7 protein-coding genes and 1 pseudogene are annotated in these 13,828 nt (G+C 53.3%); 7 read left to right on the top strand and 1 reads right to left on the bottom strand.

The features are described from left to right. Nucleotides 1-12: 12 nt before the first annotated feature. The gene (locus tag Har1131_RS18610; protein WP_151148095.1) at nt 13-2,037 is read right to left on the bottom strand and encodes an Eco57I restriction-modification methylase domain-containing protein; all 2,025 of its coding nucleotides are present in this window, start codon (nt 2,035-2,037) and stop codon (nt 13-15) included. Here Har1131_RS18610 and Har1131_RS21965 point away from each other — a divergent pair. From Har1131_RS21965 to Har1131_RS18580, 7 genes and pseudogenes are all read left to right on the top strand, one after another. Continuing rightward, entirely contained in the window at nt 2,002-2,388 is a 387-nt protein-coding gene (locus Har1131_RS21965) for a hypothetical protein (protein WP_191907513.1), read from the top strand. The genes Har1131_RS18610 and Har1131_RS21965 overlap by 36 nt on opposite strands. Nucleotides 2,389-2,390: 2 nt before the next feature. Next, nucleotides 2,391-3,644 carry a tyrosine-type recombinase/integrase gene (locus Har1131_RS18605; RefSeq protein WP_151148092.1) on the top strand — a complete coding sequence of 418 codons (1,254 nt, stop codon included), beginning with the start codon at nt 2,391-2,393 and terminating at the stop codon, nt 3,642-3,644. 78 nt (nt 3,645-3,722) lie between these two features. After that, nucleotides 3,723-8,020 (top strand): annotated as a pseudogene (locus Har1131_RS18600) (Eco57I restriction-modification methylase domain-containing protein). A gap of 721 nt (nt 8,021-8,741) precedes the next feature. Further along, nucleotides 8,742-9,197: a pilin gene (locus tag Har1131_RS18595; protein ID WP_151148089.1), complete on the top strand. Its 456-nt coding sequence runs from the start codon at nt 8,742-8,744 to the stop codon at nt 9,195-9,197. Between the two features lie 5 nt (nt 9,198-9,202). Continuing rightward, nucleotides 9,203-11,266 (top strand): hypothetical protein, encoded by a 2,064-nt coding sequence (locus Har1131_RS18590; protein WP_151148086.1) that lies wholly within the window; start codon nt 9,203-9,205, stop codon nt 11,264-11,266. Next, entirely contained in the window at nt 11,263-12,096 is an 834-nt protein-coding gene (locus Har1131_RS18585; RefSeq protein ID WP_151148082.1) for a hypothetical protein, read from the top strand. The genes Har1131_RS18590 and Har1131_RS18585 overlap by 4 nt, the downstream gene beginning before the upstream one ends. 2 nt (nt 12,097-12,098) lie before the next feature. Then, nucleotides 12,099-13,808, top strand: coding sequence for a hypothetical protein (locus Har1131_RS18580; protein WP_151148079.1), 1,710 nt, complete (start codon nt 12,099-12,101; stop codon nt 13,806-13,808). Nucleotides 13,809-13,828 lie beyond the last annotated feature (20 nt).

Raw genomic sequence — 13,828 nt, 5'->3', positions numbered from 1 at the left:
GCGAGGACACAGTCATTCCCCCACCGCCTCCTCCACAATCTCGATTTCCTCGTCGGTCAGCCCGTACAGCTCGTAGACGATCTCGTCGATGAGCTCATCCGTCCGCTCGATTTTCGTCTCCAGCTCGTCGGCTCGTTCTTTCGTTTCGATGTAATTCTCCAGCCCTTCTCGAACCTCGTCGACGTCGGGCAGCGTCAGCTTCCGCATCCGGTCGACCAGCGAGTTCGTTATGGTCGCGGTCTCCCGGAAGCCAGCAAACCCGTCAGCCTTGTCGACGGCCACCGGCACGAACGCTTCGATAAGTTCGGCTTCGTTCTTGGAGAGGTCCGTAATCCGTAGCGCCGGTAGTGGCTCGGTCTCCGTGTACCCCCACTGGTCGGTCTCGTTAGCATCCTCGTCATCGGGTTTGTAGCGAGCGGTGAGTCTAATTTCGACCGTGCTGTCAGACTCTCTGACCACAGTGGCTTCGCCGACGCGGAGGTTCGGTTTCTCCTCGACGGTCATCTGGAGGATAGAGTTGGCAGAGCCTTTCGGGGGCTGAGTGAGCCCGATATCAGCGAGTGTCGGGCCGTCGGAGTAGGAGCCGAGATGATCAAGGAGGGAGAGGTTTAGGTCGAAACGAACGCTTTTCGTATTACCAAGATATTCGGCTAAATCGGATGCAATCTCGTGTAAAAAGTGGGAATTTTCATCATTCAGCTCGTCAACGTTGACTCCGTAGCTATTTTGATCAATAGATGATTTAGCATCGCTTACCCATTCGGAGACCTCTTTTTCGTCTATTTCCGTTTGGAAGTCAATATCAGGGATAGGAAAATCCCGCACTGACTGCGGATATACATGAGAATATGATCCTTGTAAACTCCCGGTAGCAAATCGAGATGCGTAATAAAAACTCTCGACTGTTGACGCGACGACCGCTTGCAGATATTGTAAATCGTACTCGTGATTTACTCTATCGAACCCATCGAAGTTTTGTCGTAAATCAGTGCCCTCGATGTTTGCATATGGTGTGCAGAGAACAACGAGATGGTCGGTATACATACCTGATGCATCAAAAGCTGCTAGCAACGAATCATCGCTATCTGAGACGTATCGGATAGCAAGCTTTTCGCACTCGAATAAATGCGGATGTCGCGGGCCATACATCTCTGAATCACGATATTCTAAGTACAATCCTGGCCACTCAATGTGATAGCGAGAAATGTTTTTCCCTTCAAAGAACTTCACACGGTTTTCGCCAGGTTCCTCGTACAGTAGCTCCTGTTTTCCGAAACCTCCCTTCTCCTTGCTTGATATCTGTGCACCGTAGTTCACATAACAAATATCACCCATCTTTCGGCTGGTCTCTTCTATCTTATCAAGAATATCAAGCTCTTTTAGTTCAGATTCATGACGGATTTGGAAACCTGGCAGTTCTAAGAAGTCAGACTGAGTGATCTCTTTCTCACCCTTATCTGCATCTGGATTGTATTCCTGATTGATACGTATAGTATGGTCGGACAGCGGTGCAGATTTTTCAATTATCGGAATTGCTGTTTGTCGCGAGACCCCTTCAAATACGTTCTTCTCTCCGAATCCAACAATCTCTCTGATTGTAGTATTTTCCAATAAGAATTTCCTGGGCTCAGTTGCATACTTCTCTCTGAAGAACGCATTCGGAATGATGTATGAATACGAACAACCCTCTTTGCATAATTGGTGAGCGCGGAGTATAAATGGGACAAACAAATCCCAATGACCAGAGAGTATTCCAGGCGAGTCAACTAAGCCCTTGATAGCATTTCTTGTTAACTCAGCATCATCCTCCGTCATTGACCATGCACTTACATACGGTGGATTCCCAATCACCGTGTCAAACCCAGCTCCCTCTAGCCTCTTCCCACCCGACCCGAAGAACACCTCGGGATACTCCAGTTCCCAGTGGAAGAAGTCATTAGAATTGGTCTCTCGTCTCCAAAACTTCTGGAATAAATAGTCCCGACGTAAGTGAGCGGGGATGTGGCCAACATCAATATCTCTGGGATACCAGAGCAAGAAAAGGCGAAGTACACTAGGTTAGCAGAGGAATCCGGAGCCAAATCTCGCTCAGAATGGCTCCGTTGGCGTTTGCGTACCGGGGTCCATCTATGGGACTGCAACGGACGAATTGATCTTGAATCAGTAGATGAACTTGTGGAGGATCGCGAGCAAGCTGAGAGAGATGTAATCAGATCGGATTCCGAGATCAAACATTGTATAGTGCATCATTTGTCGACCCACGAAGTCGCTACCCTGGATGAGTTACAAGAGACCGTATTTGAGGAGTTAGTCATCGATGCTCTGTACGAATTGCTGAAGGAGGAGAAGGTGGAGAATGTCCCCGGAAGTGGATATCGAAATCTCTGAAAATGGCAGACAGAAGTATCCCTCAAAAATGGTCTGATGACCAGATTCTCGAAATGGACACTAGTACGTCAACAGATGTACTTGAGCTCAAGCGGGATCCGATTCAAGAGTATATCAGGCGGAAACGGAGGTATGGAAAGGAAAGTGAGTACATTAAGAAGACGCGTACGATTCTTCGAGAGTTTGAAGCCTTCTTGTTCAAAGACTTCGAATCTCATCTTTGTAACATCGATGATACACACGTTGCTGAATTTAACGACCACCTCCGTACAGGGAATCGGTACTATACGATCACAGGGTCGCAGTCGAAAGTGCCGAAGAAAATTGATCTAGTAGACCGTACGAGACATGAATACCTTCGTGAGCTTGTTGGATTTTACAACTGGCTCGTTGAGGACGAAGGTGTACTCACTCAGAACCCCGCAAAGAAGGCATTGAATGATCTTCCTGAGTCTGAATTCAATCTATCACCACCGGGGCGTCCGCGGATTGAAATGCAGGAAATGCAGGCGTTTGTACAGTGGCTATCCACGCCGATTCACAGAGCAATGATTCTGTTTCTCCTGAAAACAGGCGCAAGAGTCGGCGAGCTGGTGAACTTAGATTTGTGTTGCCTTCATCTAGACCATCCAATCTATGACTCTCTACTTGAGGCGCGTAAAATATCACTTCATTCTGCTATTCGTTCGTCTCCCGATACCGTATTCTTAGAGGGTGGATATCAATCAAACACGGAAGTCCGTGCTGAGACGAGATCGGTGGGGAATAAGCGCCAACGACCGAGCGGGACACTCATTCCGATAGATGATGAACTCAAGACAGCATTACTAGAGTACCTACTTACTCGACGATGTGCTCATTCACATCCTCAACAGGCCCGACCAGTGTTTCTCAACCGCCAAGTTTCGGGTGATAATGATCGTCTCACCCGACAGTCGGTATATGCTCTTCTCACCAAAAACGGGGCCTCAGAAGGTGTACTGAAACAGTATGGTTGGTGGTCCGAAGGACTAGCAACAGAAGAGAAAGTCACACCACATTACTTCCGCCACTACTTCACTCATAACCATCGACATAATCAGGGAGTGCATGACCAATACATGCCAGAGGGGGTAATCGCATACATTCGTGGCGACGCCCCAAATGATGACTCGGTCAGAGAAAAGACGTACCGACACGATGATTGGAACGTCTGGGAACGTTACATCAAGCGTCCGTACTTAGTAGGGATCTACAAGTTCAATCTATACGACTAGGCTCACACGTCAGTGGATTCACCCCCACAACTTTACATCGGGTTTTAATACAGTCACGAAGATTGAGTATATCATTCAATGAGTCAGGCAACTCTCGGTGACGCGCCTTACCGGAACTCCGATCTCTTCTCCGGCTATTATCTTGATGAGCGTGTCAATGACCTGGAAGACTGGGAGCGTGACGACGAAGCTGAAGCCGCCTTTGAGGCCCTCAGCGAGTTGTGGGAACTCGAAAAGGATCTCGTTGGGTCGTATAACGAGGACGAGCTTCTCGATCAATGGATCACTGAGGTGTGCTCAGTTCTCGGCTTCGACACGATCTCTGAGGGGACACTTCCTGATGGCGGCGGGTACGTCGACCGCTTGCTGTACGAGTCCGACGAGAAGCGCCGGGAGGCCGCCGAGCGCAAGCTTCAGAACGACACTGGAGGAATGTTCGCGAAGGCGGCCGCGCTCGTCGAGGCCAAGCAGTGGGGCCACGACTTCGACCAACGATTTAGCGAGGACCGCTCATACCGAGACGCCTCTCACCAGATCAAGTACTACCTCGAACGCACACCCCCCGATCTCAAATGGGGAATTCTCACGAACGGGCGGAAGTGGCGGCTGTACGGCACGAAAGATTACGAGACGCAGACTTACTACGAGGTTGATCTCCCGGAGCTACTAGAATCGGGTGACCTTGAGCAGTTCAAATACTTCTACTGCTTCTTCCGCCCGGGCGCATTTACCGAGGTTGCAGGTACCTCCTTTCTTGAAACGGTGTGGAACGAGTCGGAGACAGCCGCACAGGAACTCGGGAGGACCTTCAGGACAACGTTTTCACCGCGCTCCGGGTGCTCGGAGAGGGTTTCGTCGAGTCGAACGACCTCGACATCGACCCCGACGACGAAGCGGCGCGCGACGAGCTCAAAGAGAAGTCGCTCGTCTTGCTGTATCGGCTTATGTTCGTCCTGTATGCGGAGTCGCGCGGTCTGATCGATCCGGACGACCCCAAACGGAATGCTGAGTATCACGAGAACTTCAGCCTCGACGCCAAGCGCTCGGAGATCCTCGACGACCTGGAGGGAGAGGATCTCACCGACAGTGAGACGTTCCACCGCGAGTACAGCGAGTACTCCACGAGCATCTGGAACCGCCTCACCCGCCTCTTCGAACTCGTCGACGAAGGTGAAGAGGACCTCGACATCCCGCCGTACAACGGTGGCCTGTTCGACACCGACGATCACGCGTTCCTCGACGCCAACGAGGTATCAGACCCGTACATCGCGGAGGTGATCTTCCGGCTCTCGACCACTGTGAACGAGGAGGGTGAGCACGTGCTGGCGGATTATGCAGATCTTGACACGCGCCACCTGGGGACCATCTACGAGGGCCTGCTCGAACACGAGTTCCGTATCGCACCCGACGAAGGGATGGCCGCCGTCTCGGAGGACGGGGGACAGGTGTGGAAACAGGGCGATGAGGTGTCGGTCGCTGACGCCGTCGAAACCGTTGATGCCGGTGGGCTCTACGTCGTCAACGACGAAGGGGAGCGGAAGGCGACGGGCGCGTACTACACGCCCGACTACGTAGTGACGTACATCGTCGAGGAGACGGTCGATCCTCTGGTCGAAGAGATCGACGACGATCTTAAAGCCGACGGGCTTACAGAAAGCGACCCCGAGTACTTCCGACGCTTCTACCACCGCGTGACGGAGCTGAAGGTACTCGATCCCGCAATGGGGAGTGGACACTTCCTCACAAAGGCGACTGGGTACCTCACCGAGCAGGTGATGGCTGTTGTCCGAGAACAGGAAATCCAGTCATACGACGAGCAAGACATCCGACGGGAGATCTCGAAGGAGAGTATCTACGGCGTCGACCTCAATGGCATGGCTGTCGAGCTCGCGAAGCTCTCGATGTGGCTGGAGACACTCGCCGCCGACCAGCCACTCGCCTTCCTCGACCACCACCTCAAAGCCGGCAACTCACTCGTCGGCAGCGACATTACCGAGGTTCTGAGTGACGACACCGAGGGGAGCGACGGGCAGTTGACGCTCACACAGGCGTTCGCCCGCGTCCGCCAGGATACGCTCGAACACGTAATGGAGTTGATGGCCAATCTTCTCGCGTTCGACAACGAGACACTAGAAGAGATCAAGTCGATGGAGGGGTTGTACGACGAGATCCGTGACGATCCGCTGTATCAGCGGCTCTTCGAGTTAGCCAACGTTCACACTGCCGAGGAATTCGGAGTTGACGTTCCTGAAGACGCCTACGAGCGCATGGCCGATGCTATCGAGGATGAAGACGACTGGGCAGAGATTGAGGAGACAGACTGGTTCATCAATGCGCAGGAAGTTGCCGAGGAACAGGACTTCTTCCACTGGGAACTGGAATTTCCCGAAGTCTTCTTCGACCTCGACGGCGAGAAATTGGCCGGGGCCGGATTCGATGCGGTGGTCGGGAATCCGCCGTATATTCGTATTCAATCGCTACGAAACCACACTCCAGAACAAGCTTCCTACTTTACTACTGTGTATGAATCTGCAACTGGGAATTTTGACATCTATGCAAACTTCACTGAAAAGGGACAGCAACTGCTCTCAGAGCGGGGGATCTTAGGATACATTGAGCCACACAAATTCTTCCAGAGTGACTTCGGAACCGGGCTAAGAGAGTATCTGTCGGGAAGGAAATCCATCTATAAGATTCTCTCTTTCAGGCATGAGCAGGTTTTCGAAGGAGCCTCAGTCTACACTTGTTTGCTCTTCCTCAGTCAGAGAAGTCAGAAAGAGTTCGACTATGCAGAACTCGCTCCGAAAAAACTCGAAACGGGCTCGACTCCATCGTATCGATCAATTGAGGCAAATTATGACTCTGAACCGTGGATCTTCCGTGATGCCGAGACAGAGCGAATTTTAGAAAAGATCGATGATGCGGGGCCGACTCTGGAGACAGTCACCGATCGAATTTACCAGGGGTTAGTCACTAGTGGAGACTCTATCTATCTCTTAGAAAAGATCGAAGACATAGAAGGGGAGTATGTCACGGTCCGCAGCCAAGAAGACGGCAAAGAATGGAAATTGGAGTCAGAATTACTGAAGCCACTGTTGAAGGGTCAAGATGTCCACCGATATGATCCCCTTGCTCCAGAATATCTCGTTATATACCCATATCTACTTCACGAGGATGAAAACGAGGTATATGCCGAATTCGTTGAAGAAGAACAGCTTGAAGATTCATATCCAAATCTCTACGAATACCTCACAGAACACGAGGAGGAGATCAGAGCTAGAGAAAGTGGAAAAATGGATCGAGAGGGTTGGTACGACTATGTCTATCCAAAGAATCTAACAGAATTTGAGGAGGACAAGATCGTGACCCCCGAGATCAGTTATGGGACCAACTTCACGTACGACTCGGAAGGACTCTATCACAAAACGAAGGTATACGGAGTGAAAACAGACAAGGATCAGGTCGGAGAAAAATATCTGCTTTCCATTATCAATACAGAAGTTCTCTGGTATTTTCTAAAGAACACAGGATACGCGCTTCGAGGTGGCTATTTCACATTTAAAACAGACTATCTCAATCCATTCTCTATTCCACTCCCACCCGATTCTTCAACCCAAGAGTTCGAACAGAAAGAGTTCGAGCAAAGGTACGCATCTTACCTTTCAGCAGGGTCAATTTCAGATTCCTTTGATACCGCTAAACTCCGTGCTAGTGCCGGAGATATCCTGCCTCAATTAGCGGATCAGATGATTGAATTACATGGGAAGCATCAATCTCTGAATCGCTCTCTTCAGGACTATCTGGGTGTATATGATAGTGGCTCCTCACTCGCAGAGCTCGGTTTTATTCAACCACCAGAAAGTGCCGGGGCATCAGTACTCCGCAAAACTACTAAATATCACGCGAACCTCCGCGTTGGCACTGTCACCGTCGATCGTGAGTCCCCCAACACGGTTCTCATCAAGGCCACCGCTCGCTACAAACCCGACGACGAGGACGCACACGAAACGGACCGGTGGGGCTACACCAAAACGGATCTCCTCCCCGCGTTCCGGATTACGGATCTCACGGAAACAGAGGCGGACCTGATCGAGCACTTCGTGCCGGTCGTCGTTGACGAGGCCGGCGGCTTCGCAAACTTCCGCGAAACGGCTACGAAGACGAACTCGCTTGTCGACCGACTGAAGGAGATCGAGTTGCCCGACATCGGCGACGTGGCCGATGGCTTAGAGAACTACCTCGAAACAGTCGAGCGCGCTGAGGAGCTCGACGAGAAGATTGCGAAGACTGACGCCCTGATCGACAAGATCGTCTACGAGTTGTACGGACTCACTGACGAGGAGATCGAGATAGTGGAAGAAGCAACTACCGAGTAAGTAGCTTCTCTGGTCGTGCTTCTTCCTGTAATCCATACTAACTTCAGAAGTATACCGGGGACGGGGGGTATGAGAGTGTAACTACTCGTATGTAGGACTAGGCTGTTTACACTCTCATATCCCCGTGTGGTCATCATCAGCGATAGTGAGCCGTTAGATGTCACATAGAACGCTGCCAGCTGTCTTGGAGTGTGACTGTAGCTTGGCACCTCCCAGCAACCACTCGTTTTCAAGCACCGCTACACTGTCGAGTATCAAGACTATCTGAGCAAAGAGAACAGAAACCCAGAAAACATCCGGAATACCGGATTCCTGGTTAGTTTGTAGAGCCGCCAGGCGAAGCCTGAGTCGTCGTCGGTCGGGATCAAGCCCTACTACGGCCGATTTGGATGAGGATGACGCACTGATTATAGCATAAGTTCCGGATATTCTGCCAACCTAGAAATATTAAATTATCTTACTAGTTATTAAACTAATAGATGTTCTTGGTAGCATTAAAATTCATGGTGCTGGAAAATTAAGGCATTGCCGTCTAACACTACATATCACAAAATGGAACCCTATAGTTCGTTCACAGGTTTTTTATTCAGCCCAATGCCAATACATGCTGGTGAATTCAAGGCGGAATTTACCAACTGTGTAAGAAAATAAATATAACGGCGACAGCGGATCACCGGTGGGGAATCGGTGGGTAAGCAAGACGCTTCGAACAGAGACATCCATGGCAACCCAAACACAAGCATCGAACGCATCGGCTTCACAATCAACACTCTACACTCACGCAAAGCGGCGGTTCGCTGAAGCCTGGCTCACGCCCGGCGTGCGACAGGCAACGCAGCTACTGTTGCTCCTTACACTGTTTGCTGGCTCTGCAATGGGCCAGACCGACGTCGGGAACATCTACTGTGATACTGCTGTCGAAGACGGCGTCAACGTTGTCTTCGGGGCACTGGCTGGCCTCGGCCTGCCAGCGACGATGGTGTTCGTCGGTCGCAGTGGTCTTTCGTACATGCGTGCGTCAGGGAACCCGAACCAGCAAAACGAGGCCCGCCGGGACCTCATCCTCTCGCTTGTCGGCCTCGGCGTAGTCGTACTGGCAATTGTGGCCCCAGAACTCATCACGAAGTTCGGAGACAACGTTGGCTTCGGCTTCTCGGACTGCGTGACGCCATTCTAAATACGATGCCAACACTCCGCTCACTGCTGGTGATCGCGGCCCTGTGCTCGCTGCTCTCGACAGTCGGAGCTGCAGGGCCGGCAACCGATACGCTCGGAAATCCACCCCAGTCTGTTGAGCGGGGGACGGCACACTCTCTAACCGAGGGGAATCTCAGTGGCGTGGGGGTACTCCAACAAAACGCCACTGCGAATGGTTCCAGCGGAGAGGGATCGCAAGCGAACGACACTGAAAACAATGGGTCCAGTGCCCGGGGACCAACAGACAACGGGACAGCAGCCAACGGAACCGAGGGCAACGAATCCGTTGATCGAGGATCAGCAGCGAACCAGTCAGACGTGAACAGGTCCGTCGAAGTGGGATCGAGACAGAACCTCAGCGCGAAAGTCTCGTGCTACGAGAACGCCTCGAATCCACCGGCAAATGCCTCTGTTGGGGACAACGCGACAGCAGGCGTCGTGCCTCCGAACCGGTCCTACAACCACAACCACACGTTCTTCCGTGCGCTGTGGTCTGGCGACCCAGACCATCCGAACCTTACGCGGGCCGACCGGTCAGCGGCTGAGAACGGCACGCTGGCCGTCCTGCCTTCATGCACGGGAGATATGGTCTCTCGCGAGCCATCGAATGTGGCGCTGTGGAATCGGCCCGAACACGATTCGTTCCAGACTGGGATCGAGCACTCCTCGCGACCAGTGAACGTCACGGACACTCGCTCTGGACTCTGGATTCGTGACGCCTATGTCGCGTTTTTCAGCGTAGAGCCGTCGACAGTTGTCCATCGAGAGTCGGGGACAGAGCGTCTGGTCCGTCCGAATGGGACTGTCCGTGCAATCCACGACTACCGGATAGTCCTCTCGGAGTTCATCGAAGAGGACTATCGGCTGGTGAACACGTCGACGAAGACGACGCTGTACGCTAACGGGACGGAGATGGACAACAGCACTGCCGCCCAGCCCACACTCAACTACACCGGGATCAACGGAACCACCGAGCTCCGATTGGAGACGATAATCTCGGTGAACCTCTCGAATCGGATTGGTGAGGGGACCACCGAGTATGGACTGACGGTCACGGACTCACGGACGGTCCAAGTAGAGAACCTGTCCGAACGAGAGATGACCGTCGAACCCGGTGTTGTCCCGAACGGCAGGGGAGCCACAACAGACGACTATCGAATTGGGACCGAAATCCCCGGCAGCTGGCAGCGCGTCCAGTTCGATGCCGGATACGAGATCCAGAGCCAGTGGCGGTTCTACACTCGCTCACCACCTGGCTGGGAGAACTGGTCGGAGAACACGACCACACCAGTCCGACCGCTTGAGACCCATGCTGTCCGAGCTACAGAAGGTCCGGAAGTCACGGTCAACCGCGTCCAAAATGAGAGGTCCGACGGCTGGCGGTTCGTGCCGTCGCTGGAAGCAACATATCCGATGAACGCGACGGGGAACGCGACCGCCAACGCGACCAACAGGACCACGCTCCCGCCAGAGATTCGGATCAACCGTTCGGAGTCATTCACGACAGCGGATCGGTTCACGATTCGGAGCGCAGAACAACTTCGGACGGAGACATTCGAGATTCGCGGGCTCGTCCGTGGGAATAGCATCAAACAGCCCACAGACTCGACGAACCCGACGCCGATCCGCGAGGTCAATATCACTTCCGAGGTCGTCAACTTGACCGACAACTCGACGGACCTGCTGGTCCGGGTCGAACCGACGGCTGGCTTCCCGATTGCGGCAGGGAACGTTACTGTCGCAACGGGCCAGTCCCGGGTCGAACGGTCACTGTCTGGCGATGATGAGATTACGGTCACCGTCGACCAGGGCGAAGTCTCCTCGGCGATCATCCAGTACAGCCCGACCCAAATCTGGTGGGAGCAAGGGCGTGCTGTCCCGGTACGAGATACCCAAGAGCGGGTCGCCTACGAAGTTAATCTCCCGGACCTTGCGGAGTTCATCGACCTCGCTGTCGTGACGCTCCTGACGTTGTTGCCGGCTGTGCTGGCGCTGTATGGCTACGACGTCTGGACGAGAGGCAAATTCATCGGTTGGTATAATCCATGACAAAGCAAGATATACCACGAAACAGCAGCATCGACCGCAGAACAGTGCTTGGACTCCTTAGTGGGGGTCTTGCCGCGCTTGCAGGATGCAGTGGCGGGCTGTCTGATAGCAGTGACGGAGACGGTGGAAGCGCAGGCCCGCCAGAAGAGCAGTCTGACTACATCGAAGAAACATCAATTGAGATTGTCAAGAACGGCCGCCAATTGGCTCTGGAAGTGGCTGTAACCGATGAGATCGAGCCGTCATCGGTCAGCATTATCACAGAGTCCGGTCGGGAGTTCTCCAGCGACTACTTCAATGCTGGTGAAACCCGGACCAGCCTATTGCTCACGGCGGGAGATGATAACTACAAGCCATTGCCCCGGGGCCAGCACACACTCTATCTCCGTGGGGATGACGTTGAAACCGAAATCCCACTCGAACTGGGCACTACATTCGAACTTGAGAAAGTTGTTCCTGCCACTGAACATCCAGACGTTCGTGAAGGCCTCGGCCACTTGGTGGTGGTTGTCAGGAATGTGGGTGAGCGAACCGGTGCAGCTACCCGCGCATTAATGAACGGAAAAGAAAAAGAAGACGTGTTTGTCCCGGTAGAGCCTGGTGAAACCAATGTCGTCAGATATTTTTCCCTCATTGAAGACAGCGTTTCTTCTTGTCCGAGAGTTGATGAGAGCGCTAAAAGAGATGAGCAATTAACCGTTGAATTCCTTTGGAGCGATCCAGTCACATTCACTCAGACGATCAGCTATGAAAATTCATCTGGATGCGAGCGGACTCTGATTGGGACTCCTGAAGAGGTCACTGCAAGTTCAACGGAGACGGAGACGTAGCAATGCAGTCGGGAATAGGCGAGGATCTCGTTGAGGAGGTTTTCCAGAGATTGCTGGGAGAACTCTCGTCGGCAATCACAGCTGGTATCAGTGGTTTCCTTGCTCAACTTAAAACGCAGATAGTCAATTATCTTGATGGGTTCTTTAAGAGCCTCATTGACCCGATGGTAGGGACACCCGCCCCCGAAGGACCGAATTCATCGGCCCCAGTTGACATTGCGTTCGAATCTGCGAGTAATGCCCCGTGGAACTCGCTAATATCGGGCATCTACTTCGATGGAATCGTTGGGTTGGCACTCGGGCTGCAGTTCATCGTCTTGGCAATGATTGGAGTTCGATACGGGTCGATGAACCCGGTCATTCGGAAGAAGCTCCTACGCCGACTTGGGGTTGCCTTCCTCTCACTGTTCTTTTGGCTCCCAGTGGCCTCACTGGGGACTCAGTTCTTCAATGCCATCGGTCGCGAGATCTACAAGTCCGGTCAATCAACGACTGAAGTCGCCGCACTAATCAGTTCAGCTCAGCAGATTGCGGACCTTAGTCTGGGGATATTCCTCGTCCTCATCATTGTCGGACTGTATGTCTACCTCAAGGCGGCGTTCATCTTCATCACCCGATGGTTGCTAGTCTTCCTGCTGACCCTCTCGATGCCGTTGGTCGCGACGTTCTGGGCAGTGGAAGTCTGGCCGCTGAACCGTTTCTCGGGACTGGCAAAACAGGTCGCCGGCGCGTACCCCGGAGTCCTCGCTGCGGGCACCCCGCCTGCAATCTTGATACGAATGAGCTTCGAAGCGACAAACTGGGGACTGGCTTCTGAACTGTCGCTGTTCATCAGCCTCGTGACGCTGTACTTGGCGGCGAAGTCACAGAAGATCCTCATCCAGCGCAGTAGCCGCGTTGCGATTCAAGTCAGCGAGCAGGCGCTTGCCGGCGGCAAAAAATCGGTCGCAAAACCAGCAAAGATTGGAGCGGCAGCTACTGGCGCAGCGGCCACAGCTGGAGCGGGAGCAGTCGGTGGACCCGGCGCAGCAATGGCGACGGGTGGCACGATTCGAGCTGCCTCAAGCGCCGCAAAAGGACGTGTTGGCGGCGCTGCCACGGGTGCTCAGATGGTCCATCGACAGATGGCAGCCAACCCCGCTGGCATGAGGAGCAATACCAGCAGTGCCAACGGAGCTGGGAGCGGTGGAAACAGTACTAACGGTTCCGGTGGTGGCGGAAGTAGTATCAACGGCTCCGGAGGTGGCGGCAGCAGTGGTTCCGGTGGCTCAGGTGGTTCCGCCCCACCCTCTGGCGGCAGTGGTAGTAGTGGATCCGGTGGCTCTGGTAGCTCCACACCGCCTGCCAGTGGTACTGGCGGGTCCAGCGGCTCATCTGCCGGAAGTGCTCTCAACAGTAAGTTCACTAATTCCAGCAACGGGAGTTCTGCGTCCGGTGAGTCCGCTGGAACCAGTCCATCTGACGGCGACTCAAACAGTGAGCGCCAGACACAGAAAAACTCCGGCGATACCAGAATCTACGAGTCTGACGTCGACCCGCCGTTCTCCGACGAGCACTTCGACGAAAACGACAGTTCGGAGACCGAGACCGATACCGAGGAGTCCGAGTCGTATGACACGCTCAAGGACGTGTTTGCAACTGATGACGATGTATTAGGACCAGACGTGTACCGAGACGGCCTGCCAGATACATACTCGGAGGACGATAACTAATGGCTGACTCACAAGAAGAC

The organism is Haloarcula sp. CBA1131 (genome assembly GCF_008728975.1).
GTDB classification, from domain to species: Archaea; Halobacteriota; Halobacteria; order Halobacteriales; family Haloarculaceae; genus Haloarcula; species Haloarcula hispanica.
Note: the sequence above shows the minus strand (reverse complement) of the source record. Positions and strands in the feature narration are given on the sequence as shown.

Excerpts from the sequence above, each read along its gene's own strand:
- Har1131_RS18605 (WP_151148092.1), top strand. The coding sequence starts at position 2,391 with ATGGCAGACAGAAGTATCCCTCAAAAATGGTCTGATGACCAGATTCTC.
- Har1131_RS18595 (WP_151148089.1), top strand. The coding sequence starts at position 8,742 with ATGGCAACCCAAACACAAGCATCGAACGCATCGGCTTCACAATCAACA.
- Har1131_RS18590 (WP_151148086.1), top strand. The coding sequence starts at position 9,203 with ATGCCAACACTCCGCTCACTGCTGGTGATCGCGGCCCTGTGCTCGCTG.
- Har1131_RS18585 (WP_151148082.1), top strand. The coding sequence starts at position 11,263 with ATGACAAAGCAAGATATACCACGAAACAGCAGCATCGACCGCAGAACA.
- Har1131_RS18580 (WP_151148079.1), top strand. The coding sequence starts at position 12,099 with ATGCAGTCGGGAATAGGCGAGGATCTCGTTGAGGAGGTTTTCCAGAGA.